14 protein-coding genes are annotated in these 22,901 nt (G+C 54.6%); 8 read left to right on the plus strand and 6 right to left on the minus strand.

What is annotated here, in order from left to right:
- Positions 1-1,486: 1,486 nt before the first annotated feature.
- Both SH528x_RS08080 and SH528x_RS08085 read right to left on the minus strand, forming a co-directional pair.
- Positions 1,487-2,725, minus strand: a complete 1,239-nt coding sequence (locus tag SH528x_RS08080) for a DUF1559 family PulG-like putative transporter (protein ID WP_442510012.1) — start codon at positions 2,723-2,725, stop codon at positions 1,487-1,489.
- Positions 2,726-3,383: 658 nt separating this feature from the next.
- Positions 3,384-6,278 (minus strand): FG-GAP-like repeat-containing protein, encoded by a 2,895-nt coding sequence (locus SH528x_RS08085; protein WP_442510013.1) that lies wholly within the window; start codon positions 6,276-6,278, stop codon positions 3,384-3,386.
- Positions 6,279-7,284: 1,006 nt separating this feature from the next.
- On the opposite strand from SH528x_RS08085, the gene SH528x_RS08090 reads away from it, so the two are divergent.
- Entirely contained in the window at positions 7,285-8,922 is a 1,638-nt protein-coding gene (locus SH528x_RS08090) for an FG-GAP repeat domain-containing protein (protein ID WP_442510014.1), read from the plus strand.
- A gap of 474 nt (positions 8,923-9,396) precedes the next feature.
- Here the strand turns inward: SH528x_RS08090 and SH528x_RS08095 are convergent, their stop codons facing one another.
- Positions 9,397-9,522, minus strand: coding sequence for a hypothetical protein (locus SH528x_RS08095; RefSeq protein WP_442510015.1), 126 nt, complete (start codon positions 9,520-9,522; stop codon positions 9,397-9,399).
- Between the two features lie 150 nt (positions 9,523-9,672).
- On the opposite strand from SH528x_RS08095, the gene katG reads away from it, so the two are divergent.
- Positions 9,673-12,048: a catalase/peroxidase HPI gene (katG, locus tag SH528x_RS08100; RefSeq protein ID WP_442510016.1), complete on the plus strand. Its 2,376-nt coding sequence runs from the start codon at positions 9,673-9,675 to the stop codon at positions 12,046-12,048.
- 331 nt (positions 12,049-12,379) lie between these two features.
- A complete protein-coding gene (locus SH528x_RS08105) occupies positions 12,380-12,838 on the plus strand; it encodes a hypothetical protein (protein ID WP_442510017.1) in 459 nt (152 codons plus the stop codon).
- A 280-nt stretch (positions 12,839-13,118) separates the two neighbouring features.
- Here the strand turns inward: SH528x_RS08105 and SH528x_RS08110 are convergent, their stop codons facing one another.
- Positions 13,119-13,898, minus strand: a complete 780-nt coding sequence (locus SH528x_RS08110; RefSeq protein ID WP_442510018.1) for a spermidine synthase — start codon at positions 13,896-13,898, stop codon at positions 13,119-13,121.
- A gap of 424 nt (positions 13,899-14,322) precedes the next feature.
- Here SH528x_RS08110 and SH528x_RS08115 point away from each other — a divergent pair, with 424 nt between their 5' ends.
- Both SH528x_RS08115 and SH528x_RS08120 read left to right on the plus strand, forming a co-directional pair.
- Positions 14,323-15,024: a hypothetical protein gene (locus tag SH528x_RS08115; protein ID WP_442510019.1), complete on the plus strand. Its 702-nt coding sequence runs from the start codon at positions 14,323-14,325 to the stop codon at positions 15,022-15,024.
- Positions 15,025-15,538: 514 nt separating this feature from the next.
- Positions 15,539-16,678 (plus strand): hypothetical protein, encoded by a 1,140-nt coding sequence (locus SH528x_RS08120; RefSeq protein ID WP_442510020.1) that lies wholly within the window; start codon positions 15,539-15,541, stop codon positions 16,676-16,678.
- Between the two features lie 329 nt (positions 16,679-17,007).
- Here the strand turns inward: SH528x_RS08120 and SH528x_RS08125 are convergent, their stop codons facing one another.
- Positions 17,008-18,048, minus strand: a complete 1,041-nt coding sequence (locus SH528x_RS08125) for an IS630 family transposase (protein WP_442510021.1) — start codon at positions 18,046-18,048, stop codon at positions 17,008-17,010.
- A 1,206-nt stretch (positions 18,049-19,254) separates the two neighbouring features.
- On the opposite strand from SH528x_RS08125, the gene SH528x_RS08130 reads away from it, so the two are divergent.
- The 3 genes from SH528x_RS08130 (at position 19,255) to SH528x_RS08140 (ending at position 21,781) form a co-directional block, all read left to right on the plus strand.
- A complete protein-coding gene (locus SH528x_RS08130; protein ID WP_442510022.1) occupies positions 19,255-20,121 on the plus strand; it encodes a DUF4142 domain-containing protein in 867 nt (288 codons plus the stop codon).
- 973 nt (positions 20,122-21,094) lie between these two features.
- Positions 21,095-21,424 (plus strand): type II toxin-antitoxin system RelE/ParE family toxin, encoded by a 330-nt coding sequence (locus SH528x_RS08135; protein WP_442510023.1) that lies wholly within the window; start codon positions 21,095-21,097, stop codon positions 21,422-21,424.
- Between the two features lie 3 nt (positions 21,425-21,427).
- Positions 21,428-21,781 (plus strand): helix-turn-helix domain-containing transcriptional regulator, encoded by a 354-nt coding sequence (locus SH528x_RS08140; protein WP_442510024.1) that lies wholly within the window; start codon positions 21,428-21,430, stop codon positions 21,779-21,781.
- Between the two features lie 254 nt (positions 21,782-22,035).
- Here the strand turns inward: SH528x_RS08140 and SH528x_RS08145 are convergent, their stop codons facing one another.
- Positions 22,036-22,590 (minus strand): hypothetical protein, encoded by a 555-nt coding sequence (locus SH528x_RS08145; RefSeq protein ID WP_442510025.1) that lies wholly within the window; start codon positions 22,588-22,590, stop codon positions 22,036-22,038.
- Positions 22,591-22,901 lie beyond the last annotated feature (311 nt).

Raw genomic sequence — 22,901 nt, forward strand, 5'->3', positions numbered from 1 at the left:
AAGTGTGCGTAAGCGGACAGGTTGGAGGTGGGGGAGCGAAAGGGGGCGGTCAGCGATTCCGGTTTATGGAGGTTTAATGTTTTCCCAACGTCGTAAATAAGAAGGCGTCGGAGGTTCGAGTTGATGAGAAAATGGCAACTCAGGATTGCGGGTTGCCGTAAATCGAGTCGCTTGCCGCTATCTGGTTCCCAGGCTCCTACCCACCGCCGTGATCGATTTTCTGGTAGCTAACTTCGTGCTTCTATGGCGTAGCGGAAGTCGTCAAGACTTTCGTCCCGCAGCAAGATACCCCGAAACTCTTGACGAGTTCCGCTACGATATCGTTCACGGCGTTAGGCTCCTGCCTGCCGATCAAAAAAAGATGAGGTGGTTGCCTCAGGTGAAGTGCGTTGCCCACAAAAGAGCCCTCGTTATCCTACACATCTTCTTGGGACCAATCCCGATCGAGATTTTAGCAATTAGCCGGTGGTTTGGGCGTAGCGAACACCACTTGTTTGCCGTATGGGCCAACACGGTGAAGCTTTTTTCATAACCCGAATGCGTAAGTTCTGAAGTTGCTGTTTTTGTGCCGGAGGCACTTAGTGGGATAGCCTTGGACTTTAGTCCAAGGTTTCGGCTCTGAAATTGTTACCAAGTCGCGGAGCGACGTTCTGTGGCGAACGATCAAGTCACAAAACGTCCCGCTGGGACTCGATTGATATTGGCGAAAATCCCTCGGACTAAAGTCCGAGGCTATCGAAATATGTCGCTCCGCGACAGCAAATAGCCCAACTTCAAAATGCATAAGCGAGGGAACGTCGGTCTTGACGCGGTCCCTCGCTTACGCGTTCGGGGTGTGATGACTTGGCAAAAACACGACTCAGAAAATGCTTCACGGCATTGCGTTTGGTCGCTAGCCCCGGTTGGATAGTGACGGAACCGTGGCTAGCGGGCTGTTGATTTAATCGAAATGTAAATCGTAGTTGTGAGCCGTGGGCCGTAAGGCACCGGGTAGGGCGTGGGACCCGGCCGCTCACGCGTCACGGCTCACTAAATCAGCAGCCCGCTAGTTCGACTGTCCTATTTTGTGAGCCGAACTCGCTAGCGTCGGGCCGCGGCTCGGTAAAACGTTTGCAACATAAGGCCCGCGGCTAGCGCCGTCGGCTCACAATTACGGAAAAAACAAAAAAGCGAGACAGTCGAACTCGCGCCAAAACGGCTAACTAGATCAGCAGTCTGCGAAGTTGGTGGAGAGGTGGCTGAAAAATTGCACAACCAATAATCACGACAACAGCAAAGTTTTAGAATTCCGGCTCCCGCCTGCGGATCGAGAAAAGGAGAGGCTTGGGACGCGGGTGCAATCGGTTGTCGAACAAGGGTTTTGCAACGAGCGTATTTCGGTGGCGTTCACCGAACAGCGTCGAAAGACAACAGAAAAACCCCGAGCTGATTAAAGCCCGGGGTTTTTCGTAGAGTATTCAAACTTCGATCTGAATCCGTCGCAGGATTAGAATTCAGAGTTGATAGTTTCTTTCGATGCACGCGTTCCCAGCGATCCCCACAAACCGTAGGGACTTTTAGCACCAGGGACGTTGCTGTTCGCAACCGTCCCACCATTGCGCACCACAGGGTTTCGTTGGTTCCCGGCTTCGATGGAATCGGTGATGAATTTCACCGCACCGTCGCCCATCAGCACATGGATCCCACCTTGGTGACGACTTGAACCGGTCGTAATCGCGGGGCCGTTCGAGTCGTGTGGCATGCAAATAGGACCGTTGGGTGGCAAGATCGTGTACGCCATCGACTGCATGTTTTGGGAATCAGCCCAGCGGTAACCTCGCCCTTTCGTGATCGCGTCAAATTCGTTGGCGGCTCCCGAAATCCAAAACTGAGGACGCTGTGGGTCGATCATACCCGATTCGAGACACGTGCTCGGGTTATCCCGAATATCGGTCTGTCCTGGAGTTTGGCCGTTTGGATGCTTTCGCCCAAGTGTACGAATATCGTTGTCACCTAGGTCGGTAGCCATTTCCATCATTGCGATGGTGTTGGACAAGCCATCGAGCACATCGCGAAACTTCATCGATTTGTGACGAACAAACATCCCGCGGTTGGCAGCGCGTGATTCCTGCGCCCATCCGCTATCGGTCGCACCGAAGTCGGGGTCGAATTCGCCATGCTGGGCACGCCAGTGCGAATCTCCCATGCAGGATGCATAGTTCGATCTGCCTAGCGATGGCAGGCCGCTCCCAGGATCGCTAGGGCAGCGAAGTGTGGGTAGTTCGGTCGCCCACGGAATATACTGGATGTCTTGCGGCGTAGGCCCCATGGCAGGCCATGGATTGGTTGTCGTTCCAATCGCAGCGCCATTGTTACCATCAGTCCGCTCGGAACTTGGATTGGTAATTTTCTCCCACAACGCCTGTTGCTCGACGAACGGGGTCATCCCGACCAACGCACTTAGACGCCAGTGATTATTCGTGCTGTAGTTGCTCCACCAATCTTGTTTGTCGTTGGCACCGTCATCGGTACCCACCCCATGAATGGGCATCTGGTTATAGGCACTGTGATAGTTGTGCAGCCCCAATCCCAATTGTTTGACGTTGTTGCTGCAGCTCATTCGACGCGCGGCTTCGCGAGCCGCTTGGACGGCAGGTAAAAGTAGTCCAACCAGTACGCCGATGATAGCAATCACCACTAGTAGTTCGACCAAGGTAAAACCCTTGGAAGGTCGAGGAAGCTTCATTAATAATTTCCTTGAAAACAGTTGAAAATGGTTTTTTGGGGCGTGATTACGCAGTGGCACCCGCCGCCTGGTTGCGACGATACGTCCGTCAGCGAACCCAAACAGTAACTAATTGTAACACAATGGCAAATGGATGCACCATCTCCTTTCCGGAAAGGCGTCCACATGCCCTCTATAGAGTAGTGTTTAGTGTGCTTCAACCAGGATGAATGCGATTGCACTCCCATGCTTGAGGGTGTTGCTGTGGCTGGACGAGGGGCTCGAGAGCATTTTTACTCTTGATGTCGCTACCGTCGCCAGGGCGGTGGGCTTACGCTGGACTGCTAAAACTTTGGGCTTGTTGTGATTTTTAGGTGTGTTGGTGTTCTGCCACCTCTCCACCAACTTCGTTGGGGGAGAGGTAACTACAGTATGGGCCGGAAGAAAAACTGACCCCCAATATCTGGCGCCAATACCAACGTTTTAGCGGCCCGCGGCTATCGCTGTTGATTTAGTGAGCCGCTCGCGCGTGAGCGGCCGGGGCCCACCATTACCCGGTGCCTTACGGCCCACGGCTCACAAATACGGGGCAAACGAAATGAACAGCCAAGAGAGTGCCGCGGAGCGCGTGAGGGCACACCGCTGACTGTGGCTTTGGAGCCCCCAAGTCGATTGGCGTTCAACGCTTTTCGAATGCCTCAGCGGCATCCTGCACCAGCAACCAGCACTGCTTTGGGGCCAAGCCCGACCACGTCTGTTGAGTTTGATTGGGCCACGTCACCGTGATGTCACAGTTGCCGTCAACGTCGCCAAGACCGATTCGCAACAGATGCTCATTGCTGCACAAGTAGCCATCGCCAGACGTCAAAACAGTAACCCAGCGATTGCCATCACACTGAATCTCGATCTTCGATCCGATTGCGTCGCGGGCACTGACTTGGCCACTCAATTCAAGTTCGATCCAACTTCCCAGTGCATTGTTATCCGGGGCACTGTTTCGATTGATCAACAACGCGACCGGTTCGGTTTGGTGCGTGACCGCGATGTCGGTTTGATGGTCGCGGTTTGCATCGAGCGTCCATAACGCTCGGCCTACGTGAGGGGTCGCCAAATACTCACTCGCAAAAGCAGGTTCCATCGATCCGAAGCGATTGTCTTTTCCAAGCTGAAAAATCTGCATCGGATGCGCGTAGACCGATTTTTTGCCCTCACGCGAGAACATGTCAACGTGACCGTTGGTCAGAATCAACTCCATCTGTCCGTCGTGATCCAAGTCGATAGCGGCGCTTCCGAAACCGACCAACGGAAGTGTAGGTTGAATCAGGTCGTGTAGCGACGTGCGATCTTGCCACTGACCGGGACTGACTTGTTCGTACAGTGTGTTGTATTCGCGATCGAAATTGGTCACGTAGAAATCGATGTCGCCGTCGCGGTCCAAATCGCTGGCCGCAATCCCCATCGAACCTTGAGCCGTCGAGCGATCATCGCCCGCTAATCCGAGTGCAATCGCCGACTCGGAAAGCTTGAATTTTGTTGCCTCTCCACTGCTACGCCAGTAGTGGTTCTGAGTCATATCGTTTGCGACCAGGATGTCACATCCTGCGATATCATCAAACGATCCCACCACGACACCAAGTCCGCGGCCACGAACCGACGGTTCGGCGGCCCATAGGTCGGTCGCGTCGATAAACGAACCATCGCCGACGCCTCGGTAAAAACGATCTCGGTCTGCGGGAAACTTCATTGGCGAACACGAGCGAGGTATTTCCTCTTTCTCATTCCCACAGGCTTGGACCGACGGATCGAGCCCGGCGCAGTAGTGCAGGATCACGAGGTCCGAAATGCCGTCGTTGTCCAAGTCCGCGATCGCACCACTGGTGGACCAGGACTCGGAATTCGCTTCGCCAGGCAAACGTCCGGTCGCGTTTGAAAATGTCCCGTCGCCGTTGTTGATCAACAACGCGTTGGGGCCGTAATTCAGAACCAGCAGATCGGCAAAGCCATCTTCGTTGACATCGCCTACAGCAACCCCTTGGCCAAAGCCCGTGTCACCCGTTTCCGAAGCGGATGTGACTGCTGAGAACGTACCACCAAGATTACGAAACAACGCGTTGGAATCCGAGTCAGCCTTAGGCGGTTTTCCACCGGCTGCCACCAGATACAGATCACTCCATCCATCGAGGTCAAAGTCGAGCGTCCCGCCACCACAGCCAAGCGTTTCATGCAGCATAATGCCGGGCTGGTCCAAGTCGTCGGCGGTGGCGCCGAGAAAGTTCAAATTGCGAAGCGAGGCTTCATTGACTAAATGCAGCTTGGGCGGCGTCGCATCCGCGTCGTCGATGTCCGATGTCGCCCGTTGTGAATCGAGGTTGGCTGCATCGCCGGATGCGGATGACGCCACAATCCCAGGCAAGGGCAGGTAGGACAAATCGATTGCAAATTCGGGATGCTGCCGCGTCGTTTGCCACGGCGTGTCGTTTCGCAGTAGCGATATGATCTGATTTCGCGTCTTTTCAACCGGCACGGCATCGTCGGCCGGCAGCGTCGTCGCGGTAGCTGCCCAGGCCTCGGCCTCCCACAATCGACCCAGATCCCGTAGCGTCACGGCAATGTCGGTGGCGATTTCGCGTGAGATTTCACCGGTTCGTTCGAAACGATTCTTCTGTTGATTGAACTTGCTCAGCAGTGTGGCTCTGCGATCCACCGATTCGATCGTTTGTTTCGGAAGTTCGCTGCCACTTTGAACGAGTTGTTTGAGCGAAACGCCCAATTTTGTCCACGACTCGGCAACATCCGCGTCGGCCTGGGTTGCCTGCCAATACGCTCGAGCGGCCTGCGGGACTTGCTGCTTCGCTCTCGCCCAATCGCCGAGGGCTAACCAGTAGTTCGATTGTTCTTCGATTCCCGCAACGGGTTTTTCGGCCCATTGCTGCAGTTCATCGAAACGTCCCGCCGACGCCAAGGATCGAGCCAATAACGCATTCGCGGGCACAAACGACGGATGAGCCTCAATGATTTCTCGCAGCAAATCGATGGCCCCGCCAAAATCGCCTTCGTCAAATTGGATGCGTGCTCGTCCGATCATCGGGCGGCGATCATCCGGGTTCCTCGACGCTACCTCTTCCAATGGTTTTGGGTCGAGTGAACGGCGGACGGTGTTCCCCAACGACTTCAGTAATTCGAGATCAAATTGCCGCTGCCGCACCAGAAAGCGGCCATGCGGCAAACTCGCTTTGCGGTTCTCGGTCCCCACATACAAATCGAACAGCGTCCGTCGCATTTCATGGTGATCGGGTTGGGCACGGATGGCTTCGGCCAAAAAGTCCATCGCGTCGAACAGTCGTCCTGCGGAAATCATCGCGACCATCGCCTGGTGCACCCGCGGTTCCATCTCAAACGACTCAACCCGACAAGCTTGGATCAGAATGTCTGCCGCTCGCGAAGGTTGTTCGTTGACATGCGCGACTTTGGCAAGATCGATCAGCACATCGATGTCATCGGGATAGCGAAGCAGGACGGCATCGGTGTACTCGTAAGCCCGCTGCCAATCGCCCTGGTCGATCGCGCGTTTCATTGTCTGCAGAGGGGCCTCGTCCTTCTTGGGATCGGGCCAATACGTGGCCGAGTCTCTGCAACCAAGACTGAGAGGCAAGGCAAGCAAGAAACAAGAAATCAGTGACAACGATCGGTATCGACTCGCTGGGCAAAAGATGATCGACAGCAGCATACGTTCCTCAAATCCTCCGCCGCGCGCGACGGCCCACCATTTTCCAAAGTTCAGTTGATCGACGAACGATTCGATAGCCGAGATTGCAGTTTGATTCTAACGAGTCACCTTGGGACTCACAATGTTGCCCCCACTGCGTTGACCCTACAGCGTCAGTTTTGACGTTGCGCTGTTGTCGCTTTTCCCGGCAAATCACAACAACCCGAAGCGTGAGCGAGGGACTGCATCAAGATCGACGTTCCCTCGCATACATTTTTTGAAGTTTCGCTATTTGCTGTCGCGGGGGACGTGCGATTTATAAGTTGATGTAGGGTGGGTCAAACAAAACCATTTGTCTGGTGGGTCGGCGTTCGCGATTGAAGGTTTGAATCAAAATCAGTTGTTGAGTGGAGTTCGTCGGTTTTGCGACGACCCACCTGTCACCTCGCGAACTTGACCCACCCTACGTTCATTCAGCCATTATTAGAATCACAAGTAATAAATCGCACGTCCCGAGCGACAAATCTCGATAGCCTCGGACTATAGTCCGAGGGATTTTCGCCAATATCAATCGAGTCCCAGCGGGACGTTTTGTGACTTGATCGTTCGCCACAGAACGTCGCTCCGCGACTTGGTGCCAATTTCAGAACCGAAACCTTGGACTAAAGTCCAAGGCTATCCCATAAAGTGCCTCCGGCACAAAAATAGCAACTTCAAAACTTACGCGTCGGGTTGTGAACAACACGTAACTTCAAAATGCAGAAGCCGACTCGCGAACCTGGGAGCGGATTCTTAGGTGATGCTGCTGTTCACGGTTCATGCTAAACTTTCTATGTCGTTGATTCGCCCGTTCATGTCATCATTGTTGCAAACCATGTTTCCAAATCTTCGCTACGTCGCCTTCTGTTTGCTTGGTTTCTTGGTGACAAGTGTCGGCTGCAACGACGCGGCCGATACGAAAGTGCCACCCAAGCAGGCTAGTGTTAAAAATGTCGACGACCCTCACGCGGTTCCGGGGTACGATGCGGCAAATCAGCCGGCCCTCAGTGAACAAGAGAAGCTGAAGTTCGTGAATCGGGTGCGGCCGCAGGTCGACAAGTTCTGTGGCGATTGTCACTCGACCTCTCCTCCGGAAAGCTCAACGGTCGAGGAATGGGTAGGCGAAGTGTATCAAGGATTCGCGCTCTATGAGATCACGGGACGAACCGATTTGCAGGTTCCCGAAGTGGATGACGTCATGAAATTCTTTCAGTACCAGGCGCCCGACGAACTGATTCTCACCGACGGCATCGCCGGTTATCCCCCGTCGCCCGTTCGTTTTGAACGCATCACCGCCGACTATCCCGACAATCGTCCACCAGGCATTACGAACATCCAGTGGATCGATCTTGGCATGAAAGCGACGCCTGCGATTGTCTATTGTGATATCAGCACCGGTGCGGTGAAGGCACATTGGCCGTCGGAGGCCGATCGTCCGACGGTTCGGCTCGGCACCGTGTTGCAACCGGTTCACGTCGAGCCGTGTGATCTGGACCAGGATGGGAAAACGGATCTGGTCATCGCGGACATCGGCGAATTCAATGCCAACGAGAGCGATCTAGGTCAAATTGTTTGGTTGCATCGCAGCACGAACTCAGGCGGCGAGGAGACAGGCGAAAGCGGCATTGAGAAATTCGAAAAGACGGTGTTACTGGATGGACTCAGTCGGCTCGCCGACGTTCGTCCCGCCGACTTTGATTCCGATGGTGACATCGACCTGCTTGTTGCCGCGTTTGGATGGCGGGCTACGGGCAAGACTTTCTTGATGCGAAACGAGAATCGGATGGAAGACGGGGTGCCGCAGTTCACTGTGGAAACCGTTGACGAACGTCACGGACCGATTCACGTTCCCCCGATCGATCTGAATCAAGATGGGCATCTCGACTTCATTGCTTTGTTAGGACAAGAGCACGAACGCGTGGAAGCTTTCATCAACGACGGCAAAGGACAATTTAAGAGCGAGTTGTTGTGGGGAGCTCCGAATCCGGCATACGGTTCAAGCGGCATTCAAGTCGTCGATCTCGATGGCGATGGCGACGTGGATGTCCTGTACACCAACGGTGATTCGTTTGATCGCGGCGCCAAGCCGCATCATTCGGTCCAGTGGCTCGAGAACGAAGGGACGTACCCGTGGAAACACCACCATTTGTGCAACATGCCCGGCGCGATGGCAGCCCAAGCGGGTGACTTTGACGGCGATGGAGATATAGATGTGATCGCCACCTCGTTATTGGTAGGCAAGAGTCAGGAACAAGTCGATGCAGTGGACTCGTCGTCGATCGTGTTGTTGGTGCAAACAGCCAAGGGCGAGTTTAAGCCAACCAAGGTCGAAGCCAAGTCGCATCAACACTTGGCTCTTGAAACGTCCGACTTCGACGGAGACGGCAAGTTGGATGTAGTCGTCGGCAATTTTCTGCGTAACGGTCCCAAGGATCAGCCCGATCTAATCCTGCTTTACAACGCCAGCGAATAAAGGCCTTCCGCAACAAACGCCTCCCGTGACAAACCTCCCGTAGCGAAACTCGCCAAGAGTTTCGGCAGTGTGGGATAGGCTTCCAGCCTGTCATCGGGTGCAAGGCCTTCGGTCGGCGAAGCCGAAATAAACAATCATCCCGAAGAGATTACAGATATTAGCCGGGGGGGCGCTACGAAGTAGCGCACCCCCAGATCTCGAATGAATTGAGTCACCGACCCCGACGGGGGCGCAGACCGTTGATCTAGTACGGCATCACCGTTCTGGTGTTAGCCGTTTGGGCCAACGCCGTGAAGTATTTCGTAGCGAACTCGTCAAGAGTTTCGGGTATCCTGGACTGTCAACGAAAGTCTCCGCGACTTTCGCCACGAGGAACTGAATCGCATGCGATTCACTATGTAGAACAATTGTCTCAATTGTTTACTTCCCCTAGCCAGCGATGCTGATGAAACATTTGGGGACAAATGTTCTACACTAGTTCGAGATTCCCTCACTCACGCGTCGGGTTGCGGTGATCATTCCCTGAGCAACAAAGCCTTCTCCGCCATCAGCATCATCGCTCGCGAAATCCTTCCCCGCCGCATCATGCGTTTCCTGCATGCCATGCATCCACGCTATGCATTGGACGAATGCGTGCATCTCACCGATAGTGGGGAGGTGTTGACTTGCCAAGCCGCCATACTTCTATAACGCCGCCTCGCCAGTCTGCATCGCATAAGTCGAACACTACTCTCAACGCCAGGACAGATCATGAATCACAAAACACGTTTCGCTCGTGCAATAACGAGCTTTGCGGTGCTCTGCATCGCCACCCCTGGGTTCGCCCAGGTCAAGGAATCCGCAATCCCGCTGGGGGAAATGAATACCGAGAAAGAGGCGGCGTCAAAGAATGCGGCCGCGTCGAAATGCCCCGTGATGGGCTCGGTCGCGGACGCCAGCCAAAGGCATACCGCCGCGGGAGTCTACCAAAACGGTGATTGGTGGCCGAATCAATTGAACTTACAGATCCTGCATCAGAACTCGACCAAGAGTAATCCGATGGGATCGGATTTTGATTACGCCGAGGCGTTCGGGAAACTGGACCTCGATGCGGTCAAGAAGGACATCAACGACTTGATGACGACGTCGCAAGATTGGTGGCCCGCCGATTATGGGCATTATGGACCGTTCTTTATTCGCATGGCTTGGCACAGTGCCGGGACGTATCGTGTCGCCGACGGTCGCGGAGGTGCTGGCTACGGCACCCAGCGTTTTGCGCCGCTGAACAGTTGGCCTGATAACGGTAACCTCGACAAAGCACGCCGGTTGCTGTGGCCGATCAAACAGAAGTATGGCCAGAATATTTCGTGGGCCGACCTGATGGTGCTGACGGGCAACTGTGCGCTCGAGTCGATGGGGTTCGAGACGTTCGGATTCGCCGGAGGTCGCGAAGACGTTTGGGAACCACAGCAAGATGTTTACTGGGGCCCAGAGACCGAGTGGTTGGGTGACAAGCGATACAGTGGCGATCGCGAACTCGAAAATCCGCTCGCCGCCGTTCAGATGGGGTTGATCTACGTCAATCCTGAAGGACCCAACGGCACCCCAGATCCTCTTGCCGCAGCCAAGGACATTCGCGAAACGTTCGGCCGCATGGCAATGAACGACGAAGAGACCGTGGCGTTGATCGCCGGCGGGCACACTCTCGGTAAAGCCCACGGTGCGGCCGATCCAAGTAAGTTCGTCGGTGCGGCGCCCGAAGGTGCCAGTATCGAAGAGCAAGGGCTCGGATGGAAGAATTCGTACGGCACTGGCAACGCGGGCGACACGATTACTAGCGGTCTGGAAGGCGCCTGGACTTCGACTCCAGCGGCATGGTCGCACGACTACTTCGATAATATGTTCGCATACGAATGGGAGCTGACCAAAAGTCCAGCGGGTGCACATCAGTGGACTCCGAAAGAGGAATCGGCACAGGGCACCGTGCCTGATGCTCATGATCCGTCAAAGTCGCATGCTCCGATCATGTTCACGACCGACTTGGCTTTGAAGATGGACCCGAACTATGGCCCGATCTCCAAACGATTCCACGAGAATCCGGATCAGTTCGAAAAGGCCTTTGCCAAAGCTTGGTACAAGTTGACGCATCGCGACATGGGGCCACATTCTCGTCTGCTGGGTCCCGAAGTGGCCGAGCCGCAATTGTGGCAAGACCCGGTTCCCGCGGTCGATCACGAATTGATCGGTGATCAAGACATTGCTGAATTAAAGGCCAAGGTTCTGGCCTCAGGATTGTCGGTTTCGCAGTTGGTGGAAACGGCATGGGCATCGGCGTCGACGTTCCGTGGCAGTGACAAGCGGGGTGGAGCCAACGGGGCACGTATTCGTTTGGCACCGCAAAAGGATTGGCCGGTCAACCAGCCCGCTGAATTGGCGAAGGTCTTGCAGACGCTCGAGAAGATCCAACAGGATTTCAACGGCGCGCAAACAGGTGACAAGCAGGTCTCGATGGCCGACTTGATCGTGTTAGCCGGAGCCGCCGGAGTCGAGCAAGCTGCGAAGAATGGCGGGCATGATGTGGAGGTTCCCTTTGCACCAGGCCGCACGGACGCGTCGCAGCAGCAAACTGACGTCGCGGCCTTTGCGCCGCTTGAGGCAACCACCGATGGCTTTCGCAACTATTTCGGTCATAACAAAATGGATCGGCCTGCGGAAGAGTCGTTAGTCGATCGCGCCAACTTGTTGACGTTGACCGCGCCGGAGATGGCCGTGTTGGTCGGTGGCTTGCGAGTTTTGAATACGAACGCCGACAACATGAAACTGGGGGTGTTCACGAAGCAGTCCGAGACGCTTTCGAATGACTTCTTCGTCAACCTCTTGGACATGAACACGGTGTGGAAGAAGTCGGCGGTGTGCGATCACTTCTACGAAGGGCATGACCGCGAGACGGGCGACGTCAAATGGAGGGCCAGTTCGGTTGATCTCGTGTTCGGATCGAACTCGCAGTTACGAGCGATCGCGGAAGTTTACGCGTCGGGCGACTCGCAAGCGAAGTTCGTCAACGACTTCGTCGCTGCCTGGAACAAGGTGATGAAGCTGGATCGCTTCGACCTCGATCCCGCAGTGCGGCACTTAGCGTTACAGTAGCGTTAATCTTCCACTGCCTTGCAGGCTTCCGTCTGCCGAAACTTCGGTGGATGAGGCCGCAGCCTGCGTACGAGGGTTTCGTAGCCACGCTCGCAAGAGCGTGGATGGTTGGCGTCCAATACGAATCACCACCTTCTGGCGAAGGTAGCTACTTGAAGATACTTTACAGCGTTAGCCGTAGTGGACGAGGCAACGAGTCCTGCCACTGGTCAGCTCAATGGGACTCGTAGCCTCGTCCACTACCCTGAGAATCAATATTGACTGACCATTACCTGCTTAGCCACAACCAACTGCGTTTAGGCCAAAAGAGCGAAGGAAACAAGGAAAACGGATGGGACACCTCGACGACGTAGGCGAAGCCGATGGCTGGCGGTGCTGGCTGTGTGATCAACCTGTGGACCGCGACATGCCGACCAGCGATCCACGTAGCGCCAGTGTCGACACGCGACTCACCAAGGCTCGCGCCAAGAAGCGGAAGCAAGACAAGTTAGGCGTGTTGCCAGATCGTTTGGCCCACAAGGGCTGTAACACCGGCAAAGGCGCGAACGACCCCGTGGTGGCGTGGCCCGATCATTTGATCGTCGTCGACCCCGCGCCAATCATCGCGGCCGCCGAGCGACTCGAGCGGAAGGGTGGCCGTGAAGCGATGGCACGTTGCCCGACTCAAAAAGACGCCGAGGCCGCTGGCGACTGGCTCATCGATCGGTTGTCACGCTTAGCCCCTGGCTTGGCGGTGAAAAGCCAAATTGCCTCCAGCGGCGGTCAGTACATCGTCAGCCTAACCACCTAGCTGGTTCCCAGGCTCCCGCCTGCCGATTGAGTACAACATCACCGCTCTGATGTTAGCCGTTTCGGCGCTAGCCCCGGTTGGATAGTGACAAAACCGTGGCTAGCAGGCTGTCGCTTTAATCGAAAAGTCAATCCCAGTTGTGAGCCGTGGGCCGTAAGGCACCGGGTAAAGCGTGGGACCCGGCCGCTCACGCATCACGGCTCACTAAATCAACAAGCCCGGTAGCACCAAAGCGGCTAACGAAACCAGCAGTCTTCCATCCTGGTACCCTTCTGCTCACTTATCTCGCTCTTCGCCCGTAGAACAGCCAGTCGGTTTGTTCGACGTCAATCAGGTCATTCCAGACCGTGATTTGCTCGACTTGGACATCGCTAAACACCAATTTCATTTGTGCCAACAGTGGCGTGTCTTCGGCGTAGGACCAAACTCCCAAAATCCCGCCTGGCTTCAAATGCGACTTGGCACGAGCCAGTCCCTCGGCGGTATAAAAACCGTGGCTCTCGTCACCCAGAACATCCTGCGGCGAATGATCCACATCGATCACAATCAGATCGAATCGCTTGTTCCTGGGGCTGGCTAATCGTCGATAGATGTCACCTTGCGTGACGGTTAGTTTTTTCGATTCGTTGAGTTCACTCGCCAGCGGAATCAGTCCATCGCGAAGCCACTGGATCACCTGCGGCAAGAACTCAATCACCTCCACTTGCGCGACGAGTTTGGATCGGATCGCTTCCGCCGCCGTGTATCCCAAACCGAGTCCACCGACGAGAACCGATAACTGAGCTTCGCCGCTGGATTGAGACGTCGGTTCGGAATCGAGGTTTTCCTCGAGGTTCGCGTCGGATTTCTCGTCGAGTTTAGCTTCGAGTTTATTGTCGAGGCGAGCCAGTCCAAGCTTAGTCAGTGCGCGTTCGGAATCCGTCAGTCGGCTGCTCATCAAGAATTCATGATTCAGCGTGACCTCGGTCACCAGGGTTCCAGGCTGTGAGGCCAATTCGCGGCGGCGCAGGCAAAGCAGCCCCAGGGATGTCTCTTCGTAGGCCAGGATTTCGATTGACATAAAAACGCTCCGTCACGAAAACGTGCGAGTTTACCCGAGTGATCGGTCATCGACACAAAATTCGAGCCGAATCAGCAAAATAGCAATGTGGGATAGGCTTCCAGCCTGTCATCGGGTGCAAGGCAACTATCCCGAGGGGATTTCTTAATCGTAATCTTACTCTTGATCCTAATCTTCTCAGGATGTTTACGGTTCCGCGGAGCTTGCTCCGACGGGATTAAGATTACGAGTAGGATTAAGATTAGGAGTTGCTCTATAAGGGGCCAATCCCTGACCGGGATAATCGATAAACGAGCGTCTTACACCTGATGACAGGTTAAAAACCTATCCCACATTTTTCCGCGCATCAACCGCCGCAGCGCGGGCTCTTTATAATCAGAGTCACGTTCCGAAACGTCGTTTCGCCTTCAGCTGAGTCCGACCGATGAGTCACCCCAGTAAACTAAAAAAGCCGCTGCTGTATGGCTTGATCGGATCGGTCCTGTTCGGAGCCGTACTGGGGATCTTCTTTGTGTTGCGGAACACCTGGAGTTGGTTTGAGGTCCAAGTCGTACTGACGGCGCTGGTCATTGCCGTGTCCAGTCTGTGTGGTCTCGCTTGCGACATGACGCGCACTCCGTCAGGCCGCAACTTGCTGCCGGCCAGCGGGCTGATCTTGACCGGGATCGCCGCCGCACTCCTGCTACTGGGCATTTGGACCACCAACGATTCGGAAGTCTACTGGAAGACGACATCGTGTCTGTCGATCCTGGCCGTCACCGCGGTCCACGTTTGTCTATTGTCGATCGCGAAGCTGGCTTCACGGTTCCGCTGGGTTTTCTTCATCGGCAGCCAGGTCATCTTTGGCTACTCGTTATTGTTGTGTGGCGTGATCCTGGGCGAGATTGACACATCCGGCGTATGGCGACTGATCGCAGCGCTATCGATCGTCGTTGCCGCGATCAGCATCGTGATCCCGATATTGCATCGCATCAGCAAGTTGGAACGGCAAGGCGACGCGGTGCTCGGCCCCGTCGAGCAGCGTAACATCGCCACGATCGACGAAGAGATCGAGCGACTCAAAGCACGAATCATCGAACTCGAGCAGCTCAAGAAAACCCACATCCTCGTGAGCCGTGGGCCGTAAGGCACCGGGTACCGTACGCCGCTATTCTGCAAACCCACACAAACCGGTCGGACGCCTGCACCAGAGGAAAACTTTGGTAGGGAGATGGGACGACGGACCAATGTCTGGCGATCGTGGTTGAAGGTGACCTCGGCAATCGAGCCCTTCGAACAAGCAACTCTTAATCTTAATCCCGACTGCGCAACCGCGTCCGCCCGTAGGCAACCAAAGACGATTACGATTAAGAATCAAAAGCAGAGGCAGTCGCTTGCAACTCTTCATCTTCTTACCTCCATTTTCCTACCAAAAACTGCTACCGATTGTCGCCTTTTGCTCCGCAAAAGTAGCATTTCCTCCGGCGACCCTTCGCAAAGCAAAACGCCAACCATTAAAAAAGCGAAAAGGGATATTTGGAAAATGTGAATTGTCAGCTGCAAAAACCAGCGTGCCAGCGCGAGATGCAATACATTTAGACTATTCATACGATTCAAATCCACGTCGATGGGGCCGCGGGAGCAAAGCGATGAGAAAATTAATGTGCTGGCCACTCGTTCTCGTTTTTCTCAGCATTGGGATGCATTGCGATCCAGCAGCATCGCAGGTTTCTTCACCCCAGTCCGAACCCGACTCGACCGATCTTTTCTCGCTCGTCTTGATCGAGTCAGATCTTTCGGACGCCAAGCAAACGATGACGATTTGCGATGCCAACGAAGACGGGTTCATTGACGCAGCGGAACGCAAACGGCTGCCGTGGCGTGACGAACATGCCTCGTTTGATCTGAATCACGACGGCAAATTAACGCATTTAGAAGTGGCCATCTATCTCGCCAGCAAACGCGACTCGTTGGGGATCACCCAATTTGACCGCAACAATGCACAGGTGTTCATAAGGCGACACGACAGCAATCGCAACGGGCAATTGGATACCGATGAAATCGCCGACGGCTGGCCGCCCGATCCGTCCCAGTTTGACAAGGACGCCAACGGCATCATCACCGCGATCGAAATCGCCGAACAGTTCGCCTATAAACGCACCCTCCGCCGCGAACTGGGGATCGAAGCGGTCGACAACATGAGTGCGATCAAGGCGATGAGGAAGTTTGACAAGGATGGCGACCAGAATCTCGACGCCAAAGAATTGGCGGCCGCGGGATTGCCTCTCGAAGCCCGCCAGCACGATGACGACGGCAACGGCAAGCTGAACAACATCGAGCTGGCAATCTTGTTTTCGAAGCATCGGCGAGAATTAGGACTGAGTAAATCCGACGGCGTCAAAGCGAAACGCATCATCGCGATGGCCGACCACAACCAAGATGGCAAAATCAGCCAAGACGAGATGCAGGGCGACGTGTTCTCGGCCAATGGGGATGCGGCCCAACAGTACGCAATATTCGACGCCGACTCGGACGGCACCGTGACGCTTGGCGAAGTGCAAACGTACATCGCCAGCGAGCGAAAAAAGCTTGGGTTCAGCGACGAGCATGTCGCCGACGCCCGCCGGCTGCTACTGCGTCACGACACCGACCGATCAACGTTTATCGAACTTTCCGAGCTATCGTCCGACGAGTCCGGCCCCGGCAAACTGCCGCCGTCAACACTGAAAGCGGCCGACGAAAACAAAGACGGCCGCCTATCGCTCGAAGAACTCGCCAAGCATTTGGCGAAACAGCAGTGACCAGCAATGGTTAATTTGACCTTTTTAATTCCTCCACTGGACGAATTCCCCCCACCCGCAGCAAAACTTGTCAAAAGTTTCGGCACTACCAGCGGGATTACCATTGTCGGCCAGCTTTCCAAGCTGGAACCGCTAACGTCGAACGCCCCATTCTCGGTGCAGGCGTCTCTCTCGCTCTGGCGTCTAACCACCACTCGCGCCAACGGCTTGGAAAGCCGAGCGACAATGTTCCCCTGTAGCGGAACTTGTCAAAAGTTTCGTTCCACCCGGCGATACCGCAACGTCAGCCGTTTTGGCGCTAGTGCCGTGTCCATTGAGTGAGTTTCTTTTTAGGCGGCTGTCGTGAAGTCATTGGTTTGTTTATGTTTTGCATTGGAATTCCAGGCTTTTAAGGCGAGCTCACGGTTGCCGTTGTGCCAGTCCAGGTAGCTTCGGATTGCCGATTCCAATTCAGCGTGGGAAATGTAATCCGAATTCTCCAGCGCGAACTTCTTTAATCCTGTGAAGTGGCATTCGATTCGATTAAGCCACGAGGCATTACTGGGAGTGAAGTAGAACTCGATGCGATGAGCCTGGGCCCAACGTAGCACTTCCGTGTTGAGATGAGTCCCGTAGTTGTCCAGCACGACATGTAGCGTGCCCGAGGAGCGGAATCGACGGCGCACCCATTTCAAAAAGTCGAGAAACTCCGAACTGCGTTTCCGGTCGTAAAACTTTCCCTCCAGCCTGCCCGTCTCTAAATCGTAGACGCCTAAGAAATGTCGCACGCCGCCGTAGCGATGGAAGGTCGCCCTGTGTCGCTCGACGTCCTTTACACCAGGCTTGGTGTAGCAGTTGCCGCCACGAGGTTGGAGGTTCAGCGGACCGAATTCATCAATACAAATCCGTCGCCCGTTCTTGGGGCGGCGACGATAGAGCCGTTGAATCCGTCGGTATTTCTCCCAAAACAATGGGTCATTGGACTGTTTCCATGTTTTCGTCCGCCTCAAACGGACATCACATCGCTTGAGCAGTTCGCACAGTCGTTGGGGACTGATGCTCTCGATGATTTGTTGACTTATCAGGTACTCCCGCAGCTTCCGCAGGGACCATTGAGTCAGGCCGATGAGTTCTTTCGGCGAACTCAATGCGATGTCGGTGATTTGCTGAACAATCCCGTCGTCGAATTTTGTTGAGCCATGGGTGTGACTTTCGGGCTTCCAACGAACGGCCGCAAGTCCTTCGCGGTTGAATCGATGAATGAGCTTTCGCACCCATTGGATTGTGTAACCAATACGTGCCGCAATTTCTTGATTGCAGACGCCACCACAAGAGAAGAGAATAACTCTTGCATGGCTGCTCTCGACGGAGTTGAGCCGTTGTCGTTTCATTCGATGAAGTTTCTTTCTCTCGGGAGGAGAGACGGTTCGAACCTGCACGTGACGCATTGGAGAAGTCTCCGCTAAGTGAGTCGGTGAGATGTCGCATGGACGTGGGGACTTCTCTTCTTACGACAACATGCAGTGTTTGTCACGCAAGTCGTTGCTCCGCTAGCATTTGCAGCCGTCGTAGGGAAACTCACTCAATGGACACGGCACTAGCCACGGTTCCGTCACCTTTCGCGACTTCCGCTAGCGCTAGCGTGGCTGGGAAATGCACGTGGGTTGCAATGGGAGGGGAGTTGGGTGCCTTGCTGTCCACGGGGCGGCTGCAGAGTTCATAGTCGTCATTCGCTCTGCGCGAAGTGCGTCGAAGAAACGCTGCTTTTGCGGAGCAAAAGGCGACTATCGGTTAGCAGTCTTTGGTAGGAATATGGAGGTAAGAAGATGAAGAGTTGCGCGGTGCTGCGTCTGCTTTTGGTTCGTAATCGTAATCTTACTCTTAATCCTAAACGTCGTTGGTTGCCTACGGGCGGACGCGGTTGCGTGGTCGGGATTAAGATTACGAGTTGCTTGTTCGAAGGGCTCGATTGCGGAGGTCACCTTCAACCACGATCGCCAGACATTGGTGCGACTTCCCATTTTCTTACCTCCATCTTCCTACCAACGTCTTCCTCCGGTGTAGGCGATCACACGACTAGCGATAGTATGCCGAGGAAACGCTACTTTTGCGGAGCAAAAGGCGACTATCGGCTCACCCATATTTCCACCAACGTCTTCGTTCTGGTGCAGGCGTCCGATCGGACAGCAATGGTTTACAGCGTGGGATCGTGGCATTTGTGTATCGCTGACTGCCCCGTGAGCTGGTTGGGAAAACTGCTGGTCCTTTGAGGCGAAGAAGCGACTCGGTTAGCACTCCGTCTGCAGCCCCCAATTCAAAATACTTGTGGGCTTTAAGAAAGCGACTAAGACTGTCGAGGTTCCTACGACTGCCTGGAAGCCTATCCCACTTTTTTATACTCGACGTCCTTTGCGATTGATATCATTTTGCCTGTGTCTTTATTTGGATTGAGTGGCTCCGCTACTTGCGGTTGACATTTGACAAGGGCGGAGACGGTCATGTCGATTGGGAACAGCACGTGCAGTACTTCTTGATCGTCGGCCGCGACGCGGTTGTCGTGGCAATCCTTTCTTTATTCGACATTCAGGAGCCTCCCCATGTCGAAACTACGCTTCTCTGCCGTTGTTCTATCGATCGCGGCAATTCCCGGTCTTTCCAATGCCTTCGCACAAACGACACTTGATCAACCAAGCGTCTTGCCAGGCCAACCAGTGACCCAACCACAACAACCGTTGGAGCAACCAGGACAGCCAAACACGCTGCCAGGCCAGATCACCAATCAGCCAACAGGAACGCAAACCGATCAAGGCGATCGCTATGAAGCACGCCGGGTTGCGTCCAGCACTCCGCAACAACAAGGACCAACCGTTAAGCAAGCATTGGTACAAAAACTGATCAAAGAAAACGAAGCGGAGATAGAACTTGCGAAGTTGGCGGAACAGAAATCAGACAACCAAGAAGTCAAACAACTCGCTCAAACTTTGATCCGAGAACATCAGGCTTTCAATCAGACGCTCCAGCAACACGCTGGACAGCAACATGCTGGCAATTCGCCTACCGGTCAATCGCAAGCAAACCGCAATACGCCCCCGGGCAACCAAGCGGGGACGCAATCGCAGTTGCAAAACGACGCAACCCCACGTTCCGCTGCCAACACGGTCCCCAGAGAGCTGTGTCAGATTGGTGAGCAAGCGTGCGACAATGCGCTGAAGATGACCAAGGAGATGCTCGGCAATTACGAGGGACAAGATTTCAATATGGCCTTCCTCGGTCAACAAACGATCGCTCACACGATGATGCTGGCGGAACTGCAGGCAATCGAAAGTGCCGGTCCGCAAGAATTGCAGCCAATCGTGCAGCAAGCATCCAGCAAAGTAAAAAGGCACCTGGAAGAAACGAAACAGCTCGCCAAGAAGCTGCAGGATGATCGCGAATTATCAGGCGAATCGAACTCGCGACAATAAGTGAGGTTGTGACAAGCGATTCTGAAACGCGTACCCTCCCGTCAGTCGCACGGCGCCGTCCACCGATCAAGGTAACGTCGCGCCGGGCGGCTGATTTTTTTTCACGCCGATCACCGATCGGGAACGTATGGAACACGAAATGGGATGGAGCGAGGGTGGTGGCGGTGATCTGGCTGATAGCAGAATCGGGACTCTTGCCGAACGCTGGACGGCTGTTGCAAAAAAAACGCTCACGCGATTGCGGCGACTATCGGTTTGCCGTTTTGGTAGGAAGATGAAGGAAGGAAGATAAAGAGTTGTGGGAAGCTGGTGTGATGCAGGTTAGCTATCGCGTTTCGATCGGCTAGTATCGGTCATCGGTGAGTCTTCTCATTTTCCTACCTCCATCTTCCTACCAAAAGTTTTCCTTGGTGCTGGTGATCAACCGGACAGCGATGTTGCGTTAGATAATGTCGTGTGCTACCCGGTGCCTTACGGCCCACGGCTCACGGGGTGGTAAGTTTCAGATCGTCGTCTTTCGCTCTGCGCGACGTACGCTGAAGAAACGCTATTTTTGCGGAGCAAAAGGCGACTATCGGCTCGTGATGCAGTTACTCGCTCTCAGGTTTAAATTGTCAATTTACAATTTAACTTTTTTAATGCCTTCCTTTTGCTGCCGCCTCCGGGGCTTCGGTGACGTTTTGCTCGAAGAAAACCTGGGGCTTACGCCACCAGGCTAGATGCTGCCGTGCCTCCGGCACTTCAAACCTTACCTGCCGGGAATCCCTCGCTCCCGGGCTCTTCCTGGGAACGCACTGCACCGGAGGCTCCGTTTCCTCTGTCAAGTGTCCGCAGGCGGGAGCCTGCTAGGCAGTGGGTGCCCAGGCAGGAGCCTGGGGACCAGGAAAGCGGATTCGTTTCCGCAATTTTCCATTGCAGCATCCTAACCTATGCGTTAGGATTGGTTGTGTGGGAAATAGGCTGACCATTAATTATGCCACATATCAATCATTACGAAACGGAACTCGGTTTCTCGCCGTTTGAAGATTGGTTCCTTCGTCTCGATAGCGACGTGGCGCGACGTGTTCAAATTGCCGTGACGCGAATCGAGCTTGGGAATATGGGGGACGTGAAGCCGGTTGGTGAAGGTGTCTCTGAGCGACGGTTGGACTTTGGTCCTGGATACCGCATCTATTTTGGGCAAGACAGAGTCGAGCTTGTCATTCTGCTCGGCGGTGGTACGAAGAAACGGCAACAACGTGATATCGAAGTGGCCAAGGCGTACTGGGCAGACTACAAGCGAAGGAAAACAAAAGGAAAATAAACGATGGCACTGACACGCGAGTTCATGACGACCATTAAAAAGCGAGCCGATCAGGACCCGCAATTTCGGATTGGGATGCTGCAGGATGCTGCGGAGGCGTTTCTCACAGGGGAACCCGATCTGGGGCGTTTGCTGCTACGGGATTATGTCAAGGCGACCATCGGTTTTGAAGGGCTTGCAAAAGGTCTAGGAGATATCAATCCAACGAGCCTGATGCGAATGCTAAGTGCCAAAGGAAATCCCAGTTCGAAGAACCTGTCCGCCATCATGGCGTTTTTGCAGGAACACGAAGGGGTCTCCTTCGATGTCGTCTCGCGTAGTGTATCGTCACGAAAACGAAAGCTTGGAAAGGCATAGCCGTCGGCGATTTTGAATTGGGTCGTTCGTGTGAGGCCAAGCTTTTTCAAGGTACTCCTCGTTCCCAGGCAGAGCCCAACGCCTTGAACGATTTTCTGGTAGCTACTTTCGCCAGAAGGTGGTGATTCGCATTGGATTCCCAGCATCCGCGCTCTGGCGAGCGTAGCTACGAAACGCAAATGTCGTAATTTGCAGCATGGAAATCGTTCACGGCGTTAGGCAGAGCCTGGGTGCCAGAGGGCCCGAAGCAACCGTCACAGATCCGTTGGCGGTTGGGCGGGGAGTTCGTCGTGGTCGCTGGGTGGTTGCGAGACTGCACTGGCGGCCGGCACGTCGACTGGTTTTGTAGGGCCGTGTGACGCGTAGGCTTGTACCAAGACCACTCCGATCACGACCGCCAATGTGCCAACGTACTGCATCGGATGCGCCGAAAGCAGCTCTTGCTTCATCCACAGTCCGATCGCGACCGCAACAAGCGTCGCGCCGCCGAACACAATCGGCATGACCAAATCAGGAGCCCGGCTTTTGAAGAGCGCCAGCGTGAGCGTCAGTGCTCCAAACGCGCCGAGTGATCCGGCAATGAACCCCCAGCGAATAGTGACGGGTTCGAAATGAAAGTTGTCTTTCGTTGCCAAGATGCCAATCACTCCGCCGAGAACCCCAAACACCAGATAAGCGACACCGATCAAGACAAAGGGCTTGAAGGGACTCTGCCCTGGCACACGCGACGTTTGCAACGCAGGTCCGTACATGCCCCAAAACAGCCCGGTCAGCAGGGCGAAAACAATGCCGTAAACTTTCGGACTCATGGTGGCTCGTAGCGGTGATTGGGTTGGATGCAGGGAGTGGATCGATCGTGGACACGTGCGTCTCAGACGACGTTCCTCATTGTAGAACAATTGTCTCAATTGTTCAGACAGCAGGGAATACCACGTGAACTATGGGCCGTAGGGCTTTCCCCTTTTTTCGTTTTCCCTGTATTTGTTAGCCGTTTTTGGCCTACGCTGTGAAGCATTTTTTCTAGAAGGATCGTGCATTTTTAGCGTAGCGGAAGTCGTCAACGGCTTGTTGATTTAGTGAGCCGTGACGCGTCAGCGGCCGGGTCCCGCGCACTACCCGG

Origin of the sequence: Novipirellula methanifontis (genome assembly GCF_052161655.1) — a bacterium.
Classification (GTDB): domain Bacteria; phylum Planctomycetota; class Planctomycetia; order Pirellulales; family Pirellulaceae; genus Novipirellula.

Coding starts and splice junctions, on each gene's coding strand:
- SH528x_RS08080 (WP_442510012.1), bottom strand. CDS start 2,725: ATGAAGCTTCCTCGACCTTCCAAGGGTTTTACCTTGGTCGAACTACTA.
- SH528x_RS08085 (WP_442510013.1), bottom strand. CDS start 6,278: ATGAAACGCGCGATCGACCAGGGCGATTGGCAGCGGGCTTACGAGTAC.
- SH528x_RS08090 (WP_442510014.1), top strand. CDS start 7,285: ATGTTTCCAAATCTTCGCTACGTCGCCTTCTGTTTGCTTGGTTTCTTG.
- SH528x_RS08095 (WP_442510015.1), bottom strand. CDS start 9,522: ATGCAGGAAACGCATGATGCGGCGGGGAAGGATTTCGCGAGCGATGAT.
- katG (WP_442510016.1), top strand. CDS start 9,673: ATGAATCACAAAACACGTTTCGCTCGTGCAATAACGAGCTTTGCGGTG.
- SH528x_RS08105 (WP_442510017.1), top strand. CDS start 12,380: ATGGGACACCTCGACGACGTAGGCGAAGCCGATGGCTGGCGGTGCTGG.
- SH528x_RS08110 (WP_442510018.1), bottom strand. CDS start 13,898: ATGTCAATCGAAATCCTGGCCTACGAAGAGACATCCCTGGGGCTGCTT.
- SH528x_RS08115 (WP_442510019.1), top strand. CDS start 14,323: ATGAGTCACCCCAGTAAACTAAAAAAGCCGCTGCTGTATGGCTTGATC.
- SH528x_RS08120 (WP_442510020.1), top strand. CDS start 15,539: ATGTGCTGGCCACTCGTTCTCGTTTTTCTCAGCATTGGGATGCATTGC.
- SH528x_RS08125 (WP_442510021.1), bottom strand. CDS start 18,048: ATGAAACGACAACGGCTCAACTCCGTCGAGAGCAGCCATGCAAGAGTT.
- SH528x_RS08130 (WP_442510022.1), top strand. CDS start 19,255: ATGTCGAAACTACGCTTCTCTGCCGTTGTTCTATCGATCGCGGCAATT.
- SH528x_RS08135 (WP_442510023.1), top strand. CDS start 21,095: ATGCCACATATCAATCATTACGAAACGGAACTCGGTTTCTCGCCGTTT.
- SH528x_RS08140 (WP_442510024.1), top strand. CDS start 21,428: ATGGCACTGACACGCGAGTTCATGACGACCATTAAAAAGCGAGCCGAT.
- SH528x_RS08145 (WP_442510025.1), bottom strand. CDS start 22,590: ATGAGTCCGAAAGTTTACGGCATTGTTTTCGCCCTGCTGACCGGGCTG.